The sequence below is a fragment of the Streptomyces sp. NPDC002004 genome (assembly GCF_053593975.1).
The window spans coordinates 30,537-50,839 of the sequence record NZ_JBSFDP010000018.1; the positions used below are offsets into that span (position 1 = coordinate 30,537).

Consider the following 20,303-nt stretch of genomic DNA (forward strand, 5'->3'; position numbering starts at 1 on the left):
AGCGAGAGGAATGCCCGTGTCCCCGACCGCCTTCGACCTCGCCTACGACGAGCTTCGCGCGCGCTGGCCCGACTCCACCGAGGAGCGCGACGTCGCCACGCCGTACGGGCGCACCCGGGTCCATACGTACGGACCGACGGACGGCAGATCACTGGTGCTACTGCCCGGCGGCTCCGCCACCGGCCTGGTCTGGTTCGCCAACGCACCGGCCCTCGGCGAGCGGTACCGGGTCCATGCGGTTGATCTGGTGGGCGACGCCGGCCGCACCGAACGCCGGGGCACACCGTTGAGGAGCGCGGCCGATCTGACGGCCTGGCTGGACGCGCTCCTGGACGGGCTGGGGCTCGACCGCACGCACCTGTGCGGTCACTCGTACGGCGCCTGGCTGGCCGCCGGATACGCACTGCATGCGCCGCAGCGGGTCGACCGCCTCGCCCTCGTCGACCCCACCCAGGTGTTCGCCGGGTTCCGCCCCGGCTACCTGCTGCGCGCCCTGCCCACCCTGATCCGTCCGAGCGAGGCCCGCGCCCGCGACTTCCTGGCCTGGGAGACGGCAGGTACCGATCCGGACGAGACCTGGCAGCGCCTCTACGCGCTGGCCGCCACCGTGCCCGGCCGCAAGCTCGTCGCCGGCGGCCGCCCCCGGACCTCCGACCTCCGCATGCCGGTCCTGGTCCTCCTCGCGGAGCACAGCCGCGCCCACCGCACCGGCAAGGTCGCCGACCGGGCCCGCCGGACGCTCTCGCAGGGCGAGGTGGCAGTGCTCCCCGGAGCCACCCACCACTCCCTGCCGCTCTCCGCGCCGAAGCGGCTGAACGACCGGCTGATGGATTTCCTGGGCTGACAGTGCGCAACGTTGCGGCCGCGGCACCCACGGTTCGGGTGCCGCGGCCGCGGTGGGCGTCAGGCGCTACCGGGCTCGGATCGCGAACGGGAGCGCCCGGTAGAAGAAGGAGGTGTCACCCGTCGACACCGACACACCCGCGTCGACATCGGGGACCGGCGCGGTCCGGGCCACGGCCAGGCGGAGCCGGTAGGTGGCGGTGGCGCCGGGAGCCAGCGGCGTCCTGGCCGTCGGGCTGAGCCTGGTGCTCATCCCCGGGTCGCAGCTGCCCTGCTTCAGCGGAAGGCGCTGCCAACCGTGGCCGGGCAGGTACTCCTGGAGGACCAGGTCCTCGGGCGACAGGATGTGGCTGCCGCTCTGGCCGTAGGCGAAGTACGAGGCATTCAGCGCCGGGTAGGCCCGCTTGGTGGTGTTCTTCACCGTGAGCGTGAAGTCCTTCGCCGCGCCGCCCCGGACCAGCGAAGTGCCGCGCGGCCAGCCGGTCACGTCGACCGTGGGCCGGTCGACGACGGCCTTGCGCACGGGTGCGCGATAGGTGTGGCCGCGGCCGTCGTCGACCGAGGCCGCCACGCTCAACGTGCCGGGGCGGTCGATGTCCTGGACGCGCAGGGGCACCGTGACGGGGTGTCCGGGACTCGCCGACACGGAGACGGGAAAGGTGAACACGCCGCTGTCCGGGTGGTCGTCGCCGACCGGCTTCGTGTCCAGGTCGACCCAGCGATGCGTCTGTTGTACGTAGCGCTGGATCATCAGGGAAGCGGCACTGAACCCGTGTGTGGTGACATCCAGGCGGACGGTGCCCCTGGACACCGGCGTACGCAGGGTGACGCTCGACCCCGTCCACAGGCCGACTGGAGCCTCCGGGGCCAGGCTGTAGGAGAGCTTCTGCCCCGCATTGCCGGTGACCGCTGCGGTCGGTTCCGCCTTCGCCCCTTCTCCGGAGGCCTGCGCTGTCGCCGCGGACGATGCCGTGGTCGTGGCGCCGCAGGCCGGCGCGCTCCCCGGGCGGGCCGCCGTCGGCACGGGCGCGGCCTGCCCGCTCCCGGCGGTCCCCACCGCCAGGACCAGCCCGGCGGCCACCACCGCGGATCTCGCGGCCGTCCGCCGTGCCGTTGCGGACAGGTGCTGCACCTTGCGTGTCATGATGTCGCCCCCACTTCGGACCCTGCGCACCGGAGTGCTTCGATGACGGGGGAGAGCCAACTCGGCGGGGGCCGGGCCCCTCATATGCTGCTGACATCATCCAAGCTGGCGGAAAAATATCCCATAGGCAACTCTAGCCGGGCAGAGACCTCTTCTCGCCCGGATCGTCGAAATCGGGACCGTGATCCCGGCCCGGCGCCAACCGTGTCCTGCCTGCGCCGTGCACACGCCCTGGTCGGCCGCGACGTGACGACGCGAGCGACCGCACCGGGGCCCGGTGACCTGCGCCCGCGACGATGCGCCGGTTGCAGGGCCCCGCGTACGCACTCAGGCTGAAGGAGGGTGGCGGCGACCGCGGCGGCCCTGGAGGTGGTGAGCCTCCGCCGCCCCGACGGTGTCGGACGGCCCGGCACCGCGCGGTGGGCGCAGGTGCCGGACCGTGTCCCCGGTACCGCGTCAGACGCGGTCGGCAGTGATCAGGAGGTACTGGAAGCTGCCGTTCTTGTAGGCGGTCAGGAAGGTGTCCTCGATGCCGGTGACGAGGTGGTCGGCCTTCTTGCGCAGTTCCCAGTAGGGGAGGGCGGCCTGGGTGAGGTCCTCGACATGGGTGGGAACGAGGCGGTGGCGGGCCATGGCACGGAAGTACTCCGAGCGCGGGTGGATGTCGCAGATGTAGTGGGCGTTGATGAGGGAGACCTCGCGGGAGGCCCGTCCGTACGTGTCGTTGTAGCAGCCGGTGATCACTGCGTAGCGTCCGCCGCGGCGCAGCAGACGGGCGTGCTCGGCGAACAGCAGGTCCAGCTCCACGTACATGGTGGACTCGTTGTTCCAGGACGCCGCATAGGCGCCGGTCGGCAGACCGGTGTCGAGCATGTTGCGGTGGTGGTAGCGGACCTTGTCGCCGATACCGCGCTTGCGGGCCTGCTCGTTGGCGAAGTGGGCCTGTTTGGCGGAGATGGTGACACCGTCCGTGCGGCAGCCGTACCGCAGGTGAGCCACGATGCTCCCCCCGCCGCGGCCGCATCCCGCGTCGAAGACGCGGTCGGTGGGGGAGAGGGGGCCGAGCCGGCCGGCGAGGAGTTCGGCCTGGGCGTGTTCCAGACGGTGCAGTTCGGCGGTGATCCGCTCGCGGCGCAGGTCGGGATCCGGTTCGTCGAGGACCGACTCGTCGGCGTCCCCGATGCCGTAGTGGTGGTGGTAGAGGTCGTCGATCTTGCCGAGTTCGAGGTTGACCGGATTCTCCTCGGCGTTCCAGTAGTCCGCGACGCGCGTCTGGTACGTGGACTGGGTCGGTACCGGGACTGCCGTGGTGCTGGAGTGGGTGAGGGTCAACAGGGACTCCTTGCGGTGCATATGACGTCGGATCACGGATTGCTCTGCCTGGTGCTACCAGTAGTCCGGCAGGTGATAGCGGTGACTGTTGGTGGCGTGCCACTCATGGTTGCCGGACACCCAGTCGGCGAGACCCCGGGCGTAGCGTTCGACGAGGGGCGAGGTGGCGGACAGCAGGGCTGCTTCCTCCTCGAACGCCCCCATGATCTCGTTGTGGATCTCCACGCTCCTGAGGTACGCCGCCTTCAGCCCGCACTGTTCGTTGGCGGCGACGACCGTCGGCAGGTTGAGGTGGGTGGGGTCGTTGGCGAGTTCCTTGGTGAAGGAGTAGAGGTCGTTGACGATCGTCGTGGCGTTGCAGGCCAGTGCGGTGATGCGCTGGATTTCGGGGCGGGCGTGGAGCGCGTCCGGCAGCTCGTAGCCGTCGACCGCGTCGACGACGGACAGGCAGGGGCGGAAGTTGTTGAACTGGCGCATCACCAGGTATTCCCAGACCCGCGGCATGTGGCGGGCCTCGGTCCATGCGGCTTCGGCGAGGTAGCCGAGGTGGAGGCGCGCGATGTCGTGCACGAAGCGGGCGGTCTGGCTGGGGGTGGCGAAGGAGGCGTAGTCCTTCATGGCCCAGTGGTAGGACCGCAGGGGGCCGTCGGCCTGCATGCCGAGCAGCCACTGTTCCTGGAGCTCCGGAGTACCGTGGTAGGGGTCGATGGCCGACTGGGCCATGAGCAGACGGCCGCCGAGGCCGCGGGGTGATCCGCCCCTGTCCTCGCAGTAGCAGTCGTCGACGACGTTCTCGGCGAGGAGGAGTTCGCCGGCGACGGTGAGCCGTTCGAGGTCGGCGGCGCCGGGGTGCTGGAGCACCACGGCCCGGCCGAACTGGAAGCCTGAGAAGTCCCCCATCCATGTCTCGGGGAACAGGTCGAGCCGACGGGCCCAGGCCTCGAGCCTGCGGTCGATCTCGGCGGCCTTCTCCGGGTCGGCGGGTGCGGCGGGCCGGTGTCTGAGCCCGGGGACCGCCCCGCCGCGCCGGGACCGCAGGGTGCCCGCGAGGTCCGGGGGGCCGGGCAGTTCGAATGAGGGCTCCGACGTTGGGGCCGTGGTCATGCGGTGCTCCGTCCCGTCATTCGGCGGTCCGGCCGATCTGAACGTTCTCCAGGATCCCCGCGGCGTCGGGGACGAGGACGGCCAGTGAGTAGTAGGCGGTGACGAGGTAGCGGATGATCGCGGCGCTGTCGATGCCCATGAACCGCACGTTCAGACCGGGCTCGTACTCCTCGGGGATTCCGGTCGGGTGGAGACCGATCACACCCTGGTCGGCCTCGCCGGTGCGCAGCGCGATGATGCTGCTGGTGTGCTGCGGGCTGATGGGGATCTTGCTGCACGGGAAGATCGGTACGCCGCGCCAGGCGGGGATCCCGTGCCCGTCGACGTCGGCGGTACCCGGAACCAGGCCGCGCCGGTTGCACTGGCGGAAGAACGCCGCAATGGCCTTGGGATGGGCGAGGAAGAGGCGTGTCTTACGGCGCATGGAGAGCAGTTCGTCGAGGTCGTCCGGGGTCGGGGGACCGGAGAAGGTGCTCATGCGCTGGCCGTAGTCCGTGTTGTGCAGCAGACCGAACTCGCGGTTGTGGAGCAGTTCCCACTCCTGGCGTTCGCGGATCTCCTCCACGGTCAGGCGCAGTTGCTGCTTGGTCTGGTTCATCGGGTCGTTGTAGAGGTCGGCGATCCGGGTGTGCACGCGCAACACGGTCTGGGTGAGGGACAGTTCGTATTCACGGGGTGCCAGCTCGTAGTCGACGAAGCCGCCGGACAGTGTCGGTTCGCCCACGTGACCCGCCTGCACCGGGACCTCGGCCTCGCCCTTGCGGTTCATGGGCAGTCGCTGCCGTTCGGCGTACGCATCGAGGTGCGCGGCGAGGGACGGCGCCCGGTCGGTGAGCTCCGAGACGACGCCCCAGGGCAGGACCAGCACCACGCCCGCGGTCTCGGCCCGCACCGAGCTCAGCCACAGCGGGTCCGACTGGCCGATGGCCTCGTCGCCCATCTGGTCCCCGTCGGTGACGACGCCGAGCACCTCCTCCTCGCCGTACTTGCCGGCGGTGAAGCGGGTGAACCGTCCATGAGCCACCAGATACGCCTCGGTGACGGGCTGACCGGCCTCGAAGAGGACCTGCCCGGCGCGTACGTCCCGCACCCGGAAGCGCGTGGCGAGCTCCTTCAGGACGTCCATGTCGCCGTAGCCGCGCAGGCCCGGCAGCTCGGTGAGCGTCTCGGGGATGACCTTGATGTCGTCGGCGCCGTTCTGCTCGAACTGCACGCGGCCCCGGCCGACGCTGAGCTGGAGGCGCCTGTTGACCCGGTAGGTGCCTCCCTTGACGTCCACCCAGGGCAGCATCTTCAGCAGCCACCGCGAGGTGATGGCCTGCATCTGGGGTTCGGACTTCGTGGTGGTGGCGAGCTGGCGCGCCGCCTGGGTTCCGAGACTGGTGAGGTGGGTGCCGGCGGCGCTTCCGGGGCCGGGTTCTCCGGTGGCTTGACCCGTGGCGCTTTCCGGTACGGACACATTCCCTCCCGGGAGGTGAACGAGGGTGGGCGGAGCGGTCGGTGATGGTGGTGCTCCTGATGCGCGTGGACAAGCCAAACAGGCGGGAGGGGCTGCCGGGTACGGCGTGGAAGGGGCGGTTTGCGCTACAGGGGGTGCAAAACCTGCATAATGAGGCATATGGATCGAGGGCGAGTGATCGCGCGCCGGTCGTCCGATCCCGCCCCCCGGCACACGGGCGGGACCCGCCTCCCGGGCCGTGTCCACGGCTGCACCGCGGGGACCCCGCACCGCCCACGCCCTTCGAGCCTCCCCGAACCATCCCGGCGTGCACTCCGGTGCGTATTTCGGCGCCATCCACAGGCCCCAACCTGGAGAAGGCAATGAATGACAGGGATGCCGACGAAGAACAGATCCGGAACCGGATCCGCTCGATCGCCATCGGGTTCCGTGAGCTGAAAGCGGACGTATTCAGGGACGTCTACGCCGAAGACGCGGACTGGACGAACGCCTTCGGGACCACGCTGCGCGGCAGGGACGTCATCGTCGGCTACCTGCGCAAGCTCTTCGCCGATCCGCATTTCTCTTCGGGCAGGCAGGTGGGGTCACCACAGGCGCAGCTCCGCTGGGTGACCGACGACGTCGTCGTCGTCAAGACGTACATCGAACGGGAGGGGCAGCAGACCCGCGAAGGCGAAGACCTTCCGCTGCGCAGAAATTACTCGATCAAGGTTCTGCACAGGCAGGGAGGTCACTGGGTCGTCGTTTCCGACCTCTATATGGACGCACGGGAGGAAAGCACACTCGTGAACGATGACCCGGAGACGGGCCTCACGCCCCCTCGGCAATAGGCCGCGCAGCGGCCCCCATCGACGGGGAATGGAACGCCACGGTGGTGAGCGAGTGCGAGCGGTCTCGTCACCGGGCAGCCCGTGAGACAAGAGACCCCCTCCCGGGGCTGATGACGCACCGCCGGCTCCGACCGGCGACCGTCCGCCGGACGGGGCGAGGCCGGCGGCGGCGTGCGGACTCTTGTCGGACGGTTCCCCGTCTGGTTGGGTGGCGCGCTACATGCGCTACATGCGCTACATGCGCGGCGGGCGGAAGGGGAGCAGGCGGCGTGGAACCGGGGACGCGGCTGGACGCCAGGGGTGTCCTGCCCGAAGGGCTCGGGCAGGCGATACGGGACACCGCCGAAGCCATCGCCGCCCTGTTGCGCGGTGCGGCCGACACGGGCGTTCCCGTGCCGGGGTCGGAATGGTCGCTGGGCGAGGCGGCCGCCCATCTGGCACAGGCCAACGAGTTGATGGCGGACCTCGTCGCCGGTCGTGAGCGCCCGTACGGGGACGGCACGCCCCAGAGCCTCGCCGCCGCCAACGCCGAGGCCCTCACGGCGTTCGGCGAGCGAGCGGCGGAGCCGCTGGCGGAGATGATCGTGGAGCAGGCCGAGGCGTTTCTGGAGGCCGCAGCCCGGGCCGAGACGTACGGGACCGCCGGCCGGACGCTCGTCACCCCGCTGGGCCCGATGGACCAGACCGTGCTGTCCTCGTACCTGCTCACACACATGCTGGGTCATGGCTACGACCTCGCACGCGCCGTCGACCGCCCGCACATGATCGACCGCGCCCGAGCCGGACTGTGCGTGCCGTTCCTGCTGACGGCCATGCCCCGTGTCGTCAATGCCGACGCCGCCGCCGGGCTGACGGCCTCCTACGGCATACGCCTCTGGGGCGGTCCGGAGTTCGGTGTCACGTTCGCCGACGGCGCGGTCGACGTCGCCCCCGGGCCGCCGGACCGTTCGGACTGCACCATCTTCATCGAGCCCGTCACGTTCCTCCTCATGGCGCTGGGCCGACGAGGCCCGTGGCGAGCCATGAGCGGCGGGCGGGTGTTCGCCCGGGGACGCAAGCCGTGGCTCGCGCTCCGCTTTCCGACCCTGTTCATCGCGCCCTGACCCGGGACGCCCTCTGTGCGCGGACGGGTGAGTGGTGGCGCAGCCGCCGGGGCGCGCGCCGAGCAGACCCGAGGCGTGCGCGGGAAGCACTCCCCATCGGGGAGGGACGCTCGCCCCCGCGCCCGCGCGTGGTGCGGTCCGGCAGGCCCCCCACAAGGCCCGCCGGACCCGTCTGTGCGCTGGGCGGTACGGAGACCGCCCGGCGTCCGGATCAGCGGTATGTGTAGAACTTCGTGTGGTCGAGCATGTCCTCCGGTGTGACGTCGTTCCACGGCTTCATCGTGTCCCGCAGCCCCACCACATTGGGCGGGGCGGTGACGGGCAGGTAGCCGGACGACGGATGGCGGCTCTGCCAGTCGGCCCACAGCTTGTCGATGAAGCAGTGGTGGAGCCAGAAGACCGGGTCGTTCGGCGACGCCCCGGTGGTCATCTGGCCGCCGACCCACACATGGACGCGGTTGTGCAGATTCGGGCCGCGCCACCCCTCGACGTTGTTGCGGAAGCCACTGGAGCCGCTGTTCCAGGGGGCGGCGTCGTACGTGGTCATGGCGAGCACGGTGTCCACCTCGGAACGGGTGGGAAGCTCGGTGACTCCTGCGCCCAGCGAGCGCCGTAAGAAGGTCCTGCCGTCGACCCGTATGTTCATCGGCCAGCTCCCGCTCCCGAAGGCGAAGGGGCCCGACGTGACCCGTCCGTCTCCGCTGCGTCCGTCGCCCCCCATGAAGTTGTCCGACCACAGCGAACTGCGTGGTGATCGGTCCACTGTCCAGTCCCAGTAGGGGAGGGTGACGGAGGAGTTGACGCTTTGCAGCGCCTGCTCGAACTGGAGCAGGAACCGGCGGTGCCAGGGGAGGAAGGATGGCGAGCGGTGACCCGTGCGCTCGCCGTTGTCCGTGTCGCTCATGATGAAGGCGTTGTGCGTCGTGATGAATTCGTCGTAGCGCCCTTGGCGCTTGAGTTCGAGCACGGCGTCGACGAAGTTGCGCTTCTCGGTGGCGGTCAAGTCCGCCTGGTTCCTGCGTTCTGCCATGGGACTGGTCCTTTTCCGGTGGGTCTCGGGCGCGCTCTCAGGCGACGACGGGCACGAGTGAGGCGCCGTGGAGCTCGCGCACGGCGGCACGGGCCGCAGCGCGGGGTGTGGCGTATGTCTGGTAGTGGTTGACCACGCTGATCCAGGTCCCGTCGGCGTTCTGCATCACATGGAGGTCGTCGTCGTCCACACGGACCACGAACTCCACGGGCTCGGCAGGTGCGTCCGCGCTCCGATGCGCGTGGCCCGGGTGCGCGCCGTCGCCGGCACGGCTGGTGCTCATTGCGCCACCATGCATGTGATGGGCCCCATGACCGCCCTCGCCGCCCATGGCCGGCCAGCCCTCGATATGACGGCCGAGGTACATCTCGTCGAAGGCGTCGGGCACATCGTCCGCCCGCCCCACCGGGGCCTGGCCGGACCGGTCGGTGCGCGCGGCCGGGACGGCGGTTCCGGCCCGTGACGCTGTTGCCGCGGCGACAGCGGTCGGCCCGGCAACCACGGCACCTGCCAGCGCGAACGTGGTTCCCCGAACCACATCGCGGCGGGTGAGACGTTGCACGGTCCTGCTCCTCTCGTCAGTCCGCGGCAGGGTCGGATCCTGCGCGGAAGAATCGTTTCCTCGACACGGAACGTGATCGTTCCGTCGCGCTCCATGCTGGCAGTGGTGGGCGCGGCGCGTGGGAGGCCTGGGCGTGCGGCGACGTGAACAAGACAGTCACCCAACGGAAGTGGAGTGTTCAACGGCGAAGATCTTGTCCGATCGCCTCCCGGACACTCCGGGGGAACCGGAAGCCCGGCTGCTCCACGCCGCTTGCACCCGAAAATCTTTCAGGTACGGCCGACGGCGCTCCCGATCACCGGGTGGGCAACTCGGCGGGAATGGATGGGGAGTTCCTGCAGCACGGGGTATGCGCACTCGTTTCGGCGGCGTCGAGGGACAGCGCGACCCGACGAGGCACTGGGTTCAGGGAGAGCGTTTGCAGAGCGTGGTGCAGGGCTGCCGACGACATCGCGTCGCCCCCGCGCACGCGGGCCCGGCGTGGGACCCGTGACGTATCCACCGATACGGATCGAACCAACGGGTCCTATCCTCACCCCAGGAGCTCCGGTGCGCATGGCCGGTGCCGACGTCAGGAAGCGGGCCGCGCCGTGCACGGCCAACGGGGGAGAGACCGATGAACTGGTTCTGGTGGGTGCTCATCATCTTCTGGACAGGCGGCTTCGCGTGGGCGGCGGACACCGCACGCACCGCACTGCGCAACCGCCACAAGCGGAAGCTGGAGCTGCTGGACGCCGCCAAGCAGGAACGGCTGGCCGTCGAAGCGGCGCACCGGCCGCCGGAGCCCGTGTGCGGATGCACCCACCACCTGGCCAAGCACGACAAGCAGGGTCGCTGCCATGAACGTGTGGAGGTGCCGACGGCCTGGGACGAGAACAAGAAGCCCCTGCGCTACGAGGCCGCACAGTGCAACTGCCAGCAGTACGTGGGACCGCAGCCGCTCTCGCAGGTGTACGCGGACGAACTGACGGACCGGCTCTGACCGGCCGCGTGCCGCACGAACGAGTGGATCGCCGCGTGCCGTCCCGGTCCGCAGGTCCTGTCGGCCCCTGGGCTCCCGCCGGTCGGGCGGGGGCACAAGGGCCGGGCGCCGCATCATGGACCTCCGCGGCGATGTCGCCGGTCCCCGGCGACGCCCCCTAGACCACGCTCTGGTCGCCGGGCTTCGCGGGCGCAGGAGCGTGAGGAATGACGGATGCCTGGGGACGGGCCCGTGCGGACTCGCGGCCGAGGGCGATCGCCGCGGCCTGTGCCACGAGCTGGACGAGGTCCAGGGGCCGGGTGTCGGAGTCGATGTGCCGGTATTCCGCGGCGACGAGGAGGAAGAGCCGCTCCGGCAGACCAAGGTGGGGATGCCTGTCCGCGCCGATCAGGACGAGCGCCGCATCGGCGGCAGAGAGACCCTGCCGGTGCAGCTCGCGGGCTTGTTCGCGTACATACGTGAGGTAGCTCATGTACTCCTGCAGCTGAGCGGGTACCATCACCGGACCGTGCCCGGGAACGATGACGTCGGGCCTGAGGTCGAGGATCCGGGAGCAGGCGTCCAGGACGCCCGCCAGCGGGCCCGCCCAGTGCACGGGGTGATCACCGTGGAAGACGACGTCGCCCGTGCACACGGTGCTGCGCTGGGGAATGTGGACGATGAGGTCTCCCGCCGTGTGCGCCGGGCCGACCTCGATGAGGCGTACATCGACGGAGCCGACCTTCAGATCCTCGGTGCCGGAGAACGTGCGGTCGGGGAGACGCAGATTCAGTCCGCGGTAGTCGTATCGGCCGAAGTGCTTCTTCATGTACCGGCCCAGCGGCGACTTGGGATCGCTCCCGTGCACCAGTTGCTGCATCTGAGCCGGCGTCGGTTCGACGCAAGCGTGGTCCAACGCGGCGCGGGTGGCGACGACGTGGGCTCGGGGGAGGAATTCGTTGCCGTAGCAGTGGTCGCCGTTGGCATGGGTGTTGATGACGGTTTCGATCGAGACCCCGTCGGGGAGCAGGTCGTCGGCCAACGAGAGCAGACGCCTGGTCAGTTCCTCGGAATAGGGTGTGTCGACGAGAGCGGCCGAGTCGTCGGATGTGACGAGGACACAGTTCGCGAGACCCCAGGTGCCCGCCCCGTCGGGAGCCCAGACATGAACGCCGTCGGCCACTGCTGACAACTGCGAGGGGTAGTCCATGACCGACCATTCTGGCGCTCACGACCGACGGTCGTGAGCGCAGGCCGTCACCGTTACACGCGCATCACCATGAGGGCGGATTCCCGGAGCGGCCCCGCGCGCGCTCCTCTCCGTGTCCGCGGGGCCGCAGCGCACGCCGTGGCGGCACATCGCGCCACCGGTTCCAGGGTCTGCAGTGGCACTCTCAACTTCGTTGACGCCGACTGCCGGTGCCGTCCTCGACCCGAGCCGGGGACCCCGTGAGGGGGACGGCGACCCGGCCTCGTAGGCTCGCCGTATGCCTCGATCAGGAGAACCGCCCAAGCTGGTCAGCGGGAAGCACGTGCGCCAAGCCGTCGCCCTGTGTGTCGACGGACTCTCCGGTGTGCCCGCGGCCCGTTGGGACGTTCGAGCGGGCGACCTGGAGTGGACGTGCCGGGAGACCCTGGAGCACCTCGCGGACGACCTGCTCACCTATGCGCTGCGGTTCGGGCTTGCGCGCCCCATGGACGCGCCTCGCGTGCCGCTGCGCATCTCCCGCGATCGGCCCGAAGGCCCGGCCAATGTCATCTTCGGCGACGAGGAGGCAGGGCCTGAAGGGCTGCTGACCGTCGTGGAGGCATGCGGCGGACTGCTGGCCACCGTCGTCGACACCACCGCCCCCACCGCCCTGGCCCCGCACGTGTTCGGTGCCTCCGACCCGGAGGGGTTCGCCGCCATGGGGGTTGTCGAAACCCTCGTCCACACCCACGACATCGTCCGTGGGCTGGATCTCGTCTGGGAGCCGCCGCAGGACTTGTGCGAACGAGTCCTCGCACGGCTGTTCAGCGACGTGTCCGTCATCGGCTCGCCGTGGTCGACCCTGCTGTGGGCCACCGGGCGCATCGACACACCTGATCGTCCCCGCCGGACGAACTGGCGTTGGTACGGCGCACCACGCAGCCCTTCCGGGAGCCGCTGACACGACGAGGCGAAGGGCTCCGCGGGCCTGTCGCGTCTGCAAGCGGCTCTTCGGGCTCCACGACACGGATCGGAAGTGGCCCCACGGCGTGGGAAGTCGATCCGGCTTCACCCGGCGACCAGGGGGTCGTGAAAGGCTGATCCGATGGACCAAGTGTTCGACGCACCTCCCGCTGACCGGGAGCTTCTGGACTTCGCTGTTCGGCTGGTCGGTCGTGCGGGGCGGATGTCCGCGCAGGGCTTCTTCGGTGACTGGCGGAGCCGTCGCAAGACGGACGGCAGTGAAGTCACCGAGATCGACGTAGCGGTCGAGGAGCTGATCAGGGACGAGCTCACCCGTCGGGTGCCGGACGACGGGATCTTCGGCGAGGAGGGCGGTGCGACCAGCGGGTCGTCCGGGCGTCGATGGGTCATCGACCCGATCAATGGGACATCTCTGTTCACTCGCAGGGTGCCGCTGTTCTCGAACGATCTCGCTTTCGAAGACGAGCACGGTCCGGCCATCGGCGTGATCAACATGCCGATGAGTCAGGAGATGATCGTGGCCGGGCGGGGCCTGGGCTGCCGGGTGCTGCCCGGTCCGGACCCCGATCTGCGGTCGGGCCACCGTGCTCGCGTCACGGAGCGGACCAGCGTTCGCGGAGCAAGGACCCAGGCGCTCAACCCGGCAGGCTGGCCCGAGGAACTCCTTGTGGCTCTCCACCGGCAGGTCTTCCTGATGGCCTCGATGGGCTGCATCGTGGATCTGGTTACGGGCCGGGCCGATGCAGTGGTGATCGCCGGTCCGCCGATGGGTTACGAGGACGTGGCTCCGATGCCGGTCATCGTCACGGAGGCGGGCGGTCGGGTCACCGACCTGGGCGGGGCGTCCGTGTTGGAGGGCGACATGACGGTGCTGGCCACCAACGGTCGGCTTCATGACGCGTTCCTGCGCCTGGTGAAGGGCTTGCCGCACAGTCGCGACCTGCGGGCCCTGGACGATGGTGACCAGGGCGTGTCGTGAACGTGCTTGCTGTAGGCGTCGCGAGCGAGCGGGGTGGTGACCAAGGAGATCGACGACGATTTCGCGCGAGCCGAGGGACGCGGCTACTCCGACGTCGCACAGTGGCGGGCAGCCCATGAAGAGTTCTTCCGGAGCGATGGTGTATGCGAGTTCCTGGGTCGTACTCCAGTCGTCGATGACGACGCTCTCGTCGTCGCCGAATGCTTCCGCGTGGTCGCGGCGGACGCCCCGGGGCGTCCGTGACCTGCATCAGACCCGCGAGAGTCCGGGAAGGCCGGCCGAACCGGCCTTGCGCGTGCTGCGGACGACGTCGGTGCTGTTCAGAGGTGGATGGTGAACCAGGTGGTCTTGCTCCGGTCGCCGGGGCGGACGCCCCAGCTGTCGGCCAGGGTGTCGACCAGGATCAGCCCGCGTCCGGATTCCTCGTCGGTGCCGGCGAGTCGTGGCTGCGGTAATTCGGGGTTTCGGTCGGTGATTTCGACGGTGAGCTCGGTGGCGGTACGGCGCAGGCTCAGGCCGAGCGGTCCCTGAGCGTGCTGGACTGCGTTGGTGAGGACCTCGGAGAGCAGCAGGCGCGCGTCGTCGCTCCGGTGGGAGCAGTCCCATGTGTCGAGGGCCTTGGTGAGGAAGGCGCGTCCCTCGCAGACGGAGGAGGGGACGGCGGGCAGGTCGGTCGTGCTGGTGGCCAGCGGGGCCGCGGGAAGGCGGGCGAGGAGCAGCGTGACGTCGTCGTTCCCCTCGGCGGCGGGCAGCAGCTTCTCGACCACGTGGTCGGCGACGGCCTCCAGACTGCGGGTGGCCGCGAAGGCCTCGTCGAGCACGGTGACCAGTTCGGCGATCTGGGACTCGATGTCCCCGCCGGGGGTTTCGACCAGGCCGTCGGTGTAGAGCATGAGGGTGGCGCCGGGAGGCATGGCCACGGAGGCCTGTTGATGGGGGATGCCTCCGACACCCAAGGGGGCGCTCACCGGTGCGGGCAGGACCTGGACGGCCTCTCCGGGCGCGGCGATGAGGGTGGGGAGGTGCCCGGCCGAGCAGGCGGTGACCTGGCCCGTGTCCGGGGCGATGACGAGATAGCAGCAGGTGACCAGCTGGTCGGGCAGGTCGAGGTCGGTGACGGCAGCGTCCAGGGCCTGCATCAGCTGCCGGGGCTCCATGCCGGTCTTGGCCAGGGCGTGGGCGGCGGAACGCAACTGGCCCATGACCGAGGCGGCTTCCAGACCGCGGCCCATCACGTCGCCTATCAGCACTCCCACCCGGCCCGCGCCGAGCGGGATGAGGTCGAACCAGTCGCCGCCCACGCCGGCGCCCTGGGTGGCGGGCAGATAGCGACTGGCGGTGGCCAGGCCCGGGATGGCGGGCGGGGTGCCCATCAGGCTGCGTTGCAGTGTCAGCGCGATATGGCGCTGCTGTTCGTACAGGGCGGTCAGTTCCGCCTCGGCCCGCTTGCGGTCGCTGATGTCACGGACGATGGCGCAGGCACCGTTCACGATGCCGTCCGCGGTGCGCGTCGGCCACAGGGTCACGTCCACGTCCAGCAGTCGGCCGGAGCGGGTGACCCGCAGGGTCTCGAAGTGCTCGACCCTCTCGCCCTGCCGAAGGCGGTGGAGCAGCGAGGTGATCTCGTGCTGACGGTCGGCAGGAGCCAGCATGGCCACGTGACGGCCGATGGCCTCGGCCGCCGAACAGCCGTACATGCGCTGCGCGGCGGCGTTCCAGTAGGTCATGTGCCCGTCGAGCGTCATGGCGAGAATCGCGTCCTGGGAGGACTCGACGAGTGCGGCGAGCTCGTTGATGCGCTCCTCGGCGGCTTTGCGGTCGCTGACGTCTCGGACGGCGGCGGAGACGAGGAGGCCGTCGGCGGTTTCCAGGGGGCTGAGGCTGATCTCGACGGGGAACTCGGTGCCGTCCTTGCGCAGTCCGTGCAGTTCCAGGCCGGCGCCCATGGGGCGTACCTGCCGGTTGGCGAGGTAGGCGTCGCGGTGGCGGGTGTGGTTGTTGCGGAAGCGGCCGGGGACCAGTAGTTCGACGGGGTGGCCGAGGAGTTCGTCGCGGCGGTATCCGAAGAGTGCCTCGGTCTGTGCGTTGACGAGCTTGATGGTGCCGGTGTCGTCGACGATCACCATGGCATCGGGTGCCGCCTCCAGCAGCCCCCGGAAACGCTCCTCGGCGGCTTTGCGGTCGCTGACGTCTCGGACGGCGGCGGAGACGAGGAGGCCGTCGGCGGTTTCCAGGGGGCTGAGGCTGATCTCGACGGGGAACTCGGTGCCGTCCTTGCGCAGTCCGTGCAGTTCCAGGCCGGCGCCCATGGGGCGTACCTGCCGGTTGGCGAGGTAGGCGTCGCGGTGGCGGGTGTGGTTGTTGCGGAAGCGGCCGGGGACCAGTAGTTCGACGGGGTGGCCGAGGAGTTCGTCGCGGCGGTATCCGAAGAGTGCCTCGGTCTGTGCGTTGACGAGCTTGATGGTGCCGGTGTCGTCGACGATCACCATGGCATCGGGTGCCGCCTCCAGCAGCCCCCGGAAACGCTCCTCCACCACGCCCGTACCGCCCACGGCGCTGCACCGGCAGGGCCGCTCCTCGACTGTGTCCCGGCCCGACGGCGCCGCAGTCCCTGTCCCGCCCACGCCCGCTCCCGCTGACTCGTTGTGCCTTGCCATCGCTCCACCCCACCGCATACGGCCCGTCCGTACCCGCGGATGTCCGCAACTGGGTGCCGACCGGTGCACTTGTCGGATGAACGTGTCCGAAATCGATCGGCTGGCGGAAGGTGGACCGTCCACAGGAACTCATCGCCCCGAATCACCCGTGGCGTGTCTCCGGCGCGCTGTCACACGGAGCCGACGGGCGGGGGCGGGCGCGTTCGGACCGGTCCGGTTCTCGAACGGCGGGAAGGACGGACACGCGCTTGGCGGCGTCGTCACGCCGCCGTGCGCCCCTCTCCCGGGGATGCACGCGCCCGCGCACGTAGTGTGACTGTGCGCCCCTGCGCGCTCCTTGGCGGGATCCGGTCCCCGAACGGCTCGGGGGCGTTCCTCGGGTGGGTCGTCCACGGGTGGAGGGAGCATCCGGCCGGATCGGGCGGGGTCGGCCGCCGGGAACCGGCCAACTGTCGTGCGGGCTGTGCACGCGTGGTCGGCGCGGCGGCTTGCGGCCCAGGTGGGGGCGCCGTCGGACGCGCGGACGCACTCGCCCTCGGCAGCCGTGTGTTTGTGCGGTGCATCGCGGGGCACACGCGCTGGCGGCGTTCCAGCCAGGAGCGCCGCGCCGGGATCGGCTCCCGTCGGCGTGCCGGGCCGCCGGGCCACGGAGTCACATCAGCACCCGCCGTTCAACTTCGGGGGGTTGCGGCCGGGTGACACACCGTGAAGACTGTGGTCGACTTTGACCGGGACGAAGGTGTTCTGAGGTGCGCATTGTGCCAAGTATCGGACAACGGGTGTCGTCTGTCCGTACCCTGGCTTCTCGTCCCGGGGCACCCGGCCCCTGCGGGCCCGATGTCCGTTCACACGTGCTGGGAGGGTCCCGCGCAACTGCTGCGCGGGCGGTTTCACTGGGGGATGAGGATGAGGGTTTGGGCTGCATGGCATACGCCGCCGACCGTTCGTGGCCGGATGGCGGGCGGACATGTGATGTGGCGAACCTGTTGAAACTGCTCCCGTGGTCCTCGTGAGAGCGGCGGGCGGTCGCGCGCTCCGGTGGGAGCGCCCGGCGTGGCTCCGGTACCCGCGGCGCCGCTGGTGACGGACACTCCGGGCCGCCGTCGTCGTTGACGCGTTGAGAGCACGTCACGGCGTCACGGTCATTCCCCTGCGCCGGTCGGACCTGTTCCGGCAGTGCCCGGCGCCCCACGTCGGCCCTTCCCGGCGCACAGCGCGCCCGCTGCCGCCCGGCGACCGCCTCCACCCATGGCGCCGTCGTGGCCGCACACCCCCCACCCAAGGGAGAAATGGTGACGAACAGTCAACTGATACGGGGCTTATCGGCCTTCGACACGCTGGCCGACGGATGGAGGTCCTTACGGGAGGCCGGCCCCGTGCGCCACGACGAAGGACAGGGCGTGTGGCAGGTCCTGGACCACCGGAGCGTCAGCGCCGTGCTCGCCGACCCCGCGACGTATTCTTCGGACCTCTCATCCCTCACCCCAACCCAGCAGGACTTCGAGACCTTCAGACGGGGCAACTTCGTCGGCATGGATCCACCGGAGCACCGCAAGCTCCGTACCCTGGTGAGCCAGGCGTTCACCCCGCGGGTGGTCCACGGGCTGGAGCCGCGCATCGAGGCCGTGTGCGCGCGACTGCTGGACGACGTCGCGGACCGCGACCGGTTCGACCTGGTCGATGCGCTGGCCTATCCGCTGCCCATCATCGTCATCGCGGAGCTGCTGGGCATCCCCGCCGACGACCACCGGCTGTTCCAGGAGTGGGCCGGCACCCTCTTCGGGGGGGACCAGCTCGGCGAGGCGCCGGACATGGCCGACCTCGAACGGGCGCTGGAGGCCATCGCCCCGACCGTGCGCGAGATGAACGGCTATGTGCTGGACCACATCCGCCACCGTCGCGCCCGCCCGGGGGACGACCTCACCAGCAGGCTGCTCAGCGCCGAGGTGGACGGCGTCCGCCTGGAGGACCAGGAGATCGTCGGCTTCGTCGCCCTTCTGCTGGTCGCCGGGCACATCACCACGACTGCGCTGCTGGGCAACGCCATGGTCACCTTCGACCGGCACCCCGGCACGCTCACCGCGCTGCGCGCCGATCCGGGCGGGCTGCCGGACGCCATCGAGGAGGTGCTGCGCTGGCTGCCGCCCTTCCCCGAACTCGGGCGCCGCACCACGCGGCCCGTGGTGCTCGGCGGCCGGGAACTCCCGGCGAACACCCTCCTCACGGCCCATCTGGGCACCGCGAACCGCGACCCGCTCCGCTTCGCCGACCCGGACGCCCTCCATGTGACGCGCAGCCCCAACCCCCATCTGACCTTCGGTCACGGCATCCACTTCTGCTTCGGCGCGCCCCTGGCCCGACTGGAAGCGCGGATCGCGTTGCACATGTTGCTTAAACGTTTCCGCGCAATTGTCGTCCCCTCCTACGACGACGTCGCGTACCAGAACCCGGCCGTCATTGTGGGCGTCCGCCATCTGCCGGTCGAGGTCACGAGGCCCTGAGCGGCACCCGGCGGTTCCCGCCGGCTGCGACGCCCGTCACGGCACCCCGCCGCGCTGCCGGATCACCCGAGTGCCCCCAGTACCCAGGCCGTCCTCCGCCCGCGCCGCACCGACACCCCGCTCAGGACCGATCCCCGTGGTCGGACACCACCAGGCAGCACGCGCAGATCGTCCCCCGGCTCCCGCTCCGCACCGCTCACCGGACGGGTCCGCCGACCGCCTGCCGATGCCCCCAGCTACCGAGAGAGTCCCCATCTCATGCCCTACACCACCATCGCTCCGGTCGCCGACCGGCTACCGTCCTCGTCGCACCGCGCGTTACAGGACCGGCTGGACGCCCTCGCCCTCGCCCACCGGGTGCCGGGTGCCCAGCTCACCGTGGACACCGGGAAACACATGCTCAGCGTGTGCACGGGCACGGCGGACGCCGCCACCGGCACCCCCTTCACGCTGGACACGGCCGTTCCGCTGGGGTCGGTCACCAAGGCCTGCACGGCGGCCGTCGTGATGCTCCTGGCGGACGACGGCGACCTCGACCCGGACGATCCCGCCGTCGCGTTCCTGCCGGAGCTGCGGGACCTGCCCGATGTGACCGTTCGTCATCTGCTCAGCCACACCGGCGGCCTGCCCACAGGACCCGACTCGGACACCGCAGCAGCAGCCACCGTCTCCCGCTATCTGACGCAGGTCTGCACCGCCCGGGACGCCCTGTTCGCGCCCGGGACGGACTTCTCCTACTCCAACGCCGGGTACGTCGCCGCCGGAAGGCTGGTGGCGGAAGTGACGGGCATGACCTGGCAGGAGGCCGTGCGCGCGCTGCTCCTGGACCCCCTGGGCATCTCGCCCGCCTTCCTCGGCGACGCCGTCCCCGCCCGCGAGGCCGCCGTCGGCCACGCCCGCAACACGGCCTCCGGCAGGCTGCGCCCGGCGCACCAGAACCTGGCCCCGGTGGAGGCCCCGGCCGGCGCCCTGCTGGCGAGCGCCCTGGACCTGACGGTCCTCGGAAGAGCCCTGATCGGCCGGTCCGCGGTGCTGCCGGACGCCGTCGGCGATGCCATGCGGCGCCCCGCGCCGGGGGCCCGGCCGGGGGTGCTGGCGGACGCCTGGGGCCCGGGCCTGGCGCTGTTCCAGCAGGACGGGCGATGGTGGTGCGGCCACGACGGCAATGCACAGGGCACCTCCTGCCATCTGCGCGCGGAGCCGGAGAGCGGCGTGGTCGTCGCCTTCACCGGCAACTCGACCGGCGCGTCGGCGCTGTGGCGCGACCTCGCAGACGACCTCACCCGGATCACCGGCGTACGGGTGCCCTCCGCTCCGGCACCCGCACCCCGGGGCCGTTCCGTGGCGCTACCCGAGTGCACCGGCACCTACCGCAACGGCCCTACGGAGTACCGGATCACGCGCGGCGAGGGCGGATCCCCCACGCTGTCCGTCGACGGCGACTGCCTGCTGCCCCTGGTCTGCTACCCGGACCTGACGTGCGATCTCGTCGACCCGGCCACCGGCCGTCGTGAGCCCGGCGGACGCTTCCACCGGGATCCGGTCACCGGCGCCATCGACCGCGTACAGATATCCGGGCGCACGGCCCGCCGCACCGAGGCCGCCTGACCCGGGCCCGCAGCCCC

General features: G+C 70.5%; 17 protein-coding genes. 9 read left to right on the forward strand and 8 right to left on the reverse strand.

What is annotated here, in order from left to right; all coding sequences use genetic code 11:
* Nucleotides 1-10 precede the first annotated feature (10 nt).
* Entirely contained in the window at nucleotides 11-844 is an 834-nt protein-coding gene (locus ACWCP6_RS24215) for an alpha/beta fold hydrolase (RefSeq protein ID WP_450934617.1), read from the forward strand.
* Between the two features lie 66 nt (nucleotides 845-910).
* Here the strand turns inward: ACWCP6_RS24215 and ACWCP6_RS24220 are convergent, their stop codons facing one another.
* The 4 genes from ACWCP6_RS24220 to ACWCP6_RS24235 form a co-directional block, all read right to left on the reverse strand.
* Entirely contained in the window at nucleotides 911-1,987 is a 1,077-nt protein-coding gene (locus ACWCP6_RS24220) for a hypothetical protein (RefSeq protein WP_450934618.1), read from the reverse strand.
* A 456-nt stretch (nucleotides 1,988-2,443) separates the two neighbouring features.
* On the reverse strand, nucleotides 2,444-3,340 hold the full coding sequence (locus ACWCP6_RS24225) for a geranyl diphosphate 2-C-methyltransferase (protein ID WP_450934662.1): 897 nt from the start codon (nucleotides 3,338-3,340) through the stop codon (nucleotides 2,444-2,446).
* 33 nt (nucleotides 3,341-3,373) lie between these two features.
* Nucleotides 3,374-4,423: a family 2 encapsulin nanocompartment cargo protein terpene cyclase gene (locus tag ACWCP6_RS24230; RefSeq protein ID WP_450934619.1), complete on the reverse strand. Its 1,050-nt coding sequence runs from the start codon at nucleotides 4,421-4,423 to the stop codon at nucleotides 3,374-3,376.
* Between the two features lie 16 nt (nucleotides 4,424-4,439).
* Nucleotides 4,440-5,882: a family 2B encapsulin nanocompartment shell protein gene (locus ACWCP6_RS24235; protein WP_450934620.1), complete on the reverse strand. Its 1,443-nt coding sequence runs from the start codon at nucleotides 5,880-5,882 to the stop codon at nucleotides 4,440-4,442.
* A gap of 362 nt (nucleotides 5,883-6,244) precedes the next feature.
* Here ACWCP6_RS24235 and ACWCP6_RS24240 point away from each other — a divergent pair, with 362 nt between their 5' ends.
* Nucleotides 6,245-6,712, forward strand: coding sequence for a YybH family protein (locus tag ACWCP6_RS24240; protein ID WP_450934621.1), 468 nt, complete (start codon nucleotides 6,245-6,247; stop codon nucleotides 6,710-6,712).
* 269 nt (nucleotides 6,713-6,981) lie between these two features.
* Nucleotides 6,982-7,815: a maleylpyruvate isomerase family mycothiol-dependent enzyme gene (locus ACWCP6_RS24245; RefSeq protein WP_450934622.1), complete on the forward strand. Its 834-nt coding sequence runs from the start codon at nucleotides 6,982-6,984 to the stop codon at nucleotides 7,813-7,815.
* A gap of 211 nt (nucleotides 7,816-8,026) precedes the next feature.
* Here ACWCP6_RS24245 and melC2 read toward each other — a convergent pair whose 3' ends face one another.
* Both melC2 and ACWCP6_RS24255 read right to left on the reverse strand, forming a co-directional pair.
* Nucleotides 8,027-8,845, reverse strand: coding sequence for a tyrosinase MelC2 (gene melC2, locus ACWCP6_RS24250; RefSeq protein WP_450934623.1), 819 nt, complete (start codon nucleotides 8,843-8,845; stop codon nucleotides 8,027-8,029).
* A gap of 37 nt (nucleotides 8,846-8,882) precedes the next feature.
* Nucleotides 8,883-9,407 (reverse strand): tyrosinase family oxidase copper chaperone, encoded by a 525-nt coding sequence (locus ACWCP6_RS24255; protein ID WP_450934624.1) that lies wholly within the window; start codon nucleotides 9,405-9,407, stop codon nucleotides 8,883-8,885.
* A gap of 616 nt (nucleotides 9,408-10,023) precedes the next feature.
* Between ACWCP6_RS24255 and ACWCP6_RS24260 the strand changes: the two genes are divergently transcribed.
* Nucleotides 10,024-10,389 carry a hypothetical protein gene (locus ACWCP6_RS24260; protein ID WP_450934625.1) on the forward strand — a complete coding sequence of 122 codons (366 nt, stop codon included), beginning with the start codon at nucleotides 10,024-10,026 and terminating at the stop codon, nucleotides 10,387-10,389.
* Between the two features lie 157 nt (nucleotides 10,390-10,546).
* Here the strand turns inward: ACWCP6_RS24260 and ACWCP6_RS24265 are convergent, their stop codons facing one another.
* Nucleotides 10,547-11,578, reverse strand: a complete 1,032-nt coding sequence (locus ACWCP6_RS24265) for an MBL fold metallo-hydrolase (protein ID WP_450934626.1) — start codon at nucleotides 11,576-11,578, stop codon at nucleotides 10,547-10,549.
* A 277-nt stretch (nucleotides 11,579-11,855) separates the two neighbouring features.
* On the opposite strand from ACWCP6_RS24265, the gene ACWCP6_RS24270 reads away from it, so the two are divergent.
* From ACWCP6_RS24270 to ACWCP6_RS24280, 3 genes are all read left to right on the forward strand, one after another.
* Nucleotides 11,856-12,518 carry a maleylpyruvate isomerase N-terminal domain-containing protein gene (locus tag ACWCP6_RS24270; RefSeq protein ID WP_450934627.1) on the forward strand — a complete coding sequence of 221 codons (663 nt, stop codon included), beginning with the start codon at nucleotides 11,856-11,858 and terminating at the stop codon, nucleotides 12,516-12,518.
* A 144-nt stretch (nucleotides 12,519-12,662) separates the two neighbouring features.
* A complete protein-coding gene (locus ACWCP6_RS24275) occupies nucleotides 12,663-13,520 on the forward strand; it encodes an inositol monophosphatase family protein (RefSeq protein WP_450934628.1) in 858 nt (285 codons plus the stop codon).
* A 36-nt stretch (nucleotides 13,521-13,556) separates the two neighbouring features.
* On the forward strand, nucleotides 13,557-13,763 hold the full coding sequence (locus ACWCP6_RS24280) for a hypothetical protein (protein WP_450934629.1): 207 nt from the start codon (nucleotides 13,557-13,559) through the stop codon (nucleotides 13,761-13,763).
* A gap of 77 nt (nucleotides 13,764-13,840) precedes the next feature.
* On the opposite strand, the gene ACWCP6_RS24285 is transcribed toward ACWCP6_RS24280, so the two are convergent.
* Nucleotides 13,841-16,072 carry a SpoIIE family protein phosphatase gene (locus tag ACWCP6_RS24285; protein WP_450934630.1) on the reverse strand — a complete coding sequence of 744 codons (2,232 nt, stop codon included), beginning with the start codon at nucleotides 16,070-16,072 and terminating at the stop codon, nucleotides 13,841-13,843.
* A 1,397-nt stretch (nucleotides 16,073-17,469) separates the two neighbouring features.
* Between ACWCP6_RS24285 and ACWCP6_RS24290 the strand changes: the two genes are divergently transcribed.
* Nucleotides 17,470-18,678, forward strand: coding sequence for a cytochrome P450 (locus tag ACWCP6_RS24290; RefSeq protein WP_450934631.1), 1,209 nt, complete (start codon nucleotides 17,470-17,472; stop codon nucleotides 18,676-18,678).
* A 258-nt stretch (nucleotides 18,679-18,936) separates the two neighbouring features.
* Entirely contained in the window at nucleotides 18,937-20,286 is a 1,350-nt protein-coding gene (locus tag ACWCP6_RS24295; protein WP_450934632.1) for a serine hydrolase domain-containing protein, read from the forward strand.
* Nucleotides 20,287-20,303 lie beyond the last annotated feature (17 nt).

Excerpts from the sequence above, each read along its gene's own strand:
- ACWCP6_RS24260 (WP_450934625.1), top strand. The coding sequence starts at position 10,024 with ATGAACTGGTTCTGGTGGGTGCTCATCATCTTCTGGACAGGCGGCTTC.
- ACWCP6_RS24240 (WP_450934621.1), top strand. The coding sequence starts at position 6,245 with ATGAATGACAGGGATGCCGACGAAGAACAGATCCGGAACCGGATCCGC.
- ACWCP6_RS24295 (WP_450934632.1), top strand. The coding sequence starts at position 18,937 with ATGCCCTACACCACCATCGCTCCGGTCGCCGACCGGCTACCGTCCTCG.
- ACWCP6_RS24225 (WP_450934662.1), bottom strand. The coding sequence starts at position 3,340 with ATGCACCGCAAGGAGTCCCTGTTGACCCTCACCCACTCCAGCACCACG.
- ACWCP6_RS24275 (WP_450934628.1), top strand. The coding sequence starts at position 12,663 with ATGGACCAAGTGTTCGACGCACCTCCCGCTGACCGGGAGCTTCTGGAC.
- ACWCP6_RS24230 (WP_450934619.1), bottom strand. The coding sequence starts at position 4,423 with ATGACCACGGCCCCAACGTCGGAGCCCTCATTCGAACTGCCCGGCCCC.
- ACWCP6_RS24220 (WP_450934618.1), bottom strand. The coding sequence starts at position 1,987 with ATGACACGCAAGGTGCAGCACCTGTCCGCAACGGCACGGCGGACGGCC.
- ACWCP6_RS24265 (WP_450934626.1), bottom strand. The coding sequence starts at position 11,578 with ATGGACTACCCCTCGCAGTTGTCAGCAGTGGCCGACGGCGTTCATGTC.
- ACWCP6_RS24270 (WP_450934627.1), top strand. The coding sequence starts at position 11,856 with ATGCCTCGATCAGGAGAACCGCCCAAGCTGGTCAGCGGGAAGCACGTG.
- melC2 (WP_450934623.1), bottom strand. The coding sequence starts at position 8,845 with ATGGCAGAACGCAGGAACCAGGCGGACTTGACCGCCACCGAGAAGCGC.
- ACWCP6_RS24215 (WP_450934617.1), top strand. The coding sequence starts at position 11 with ATGCCCGTGTCCCCGACCGCCTTCGACCTCGCCTACGACGAGCTTCGC.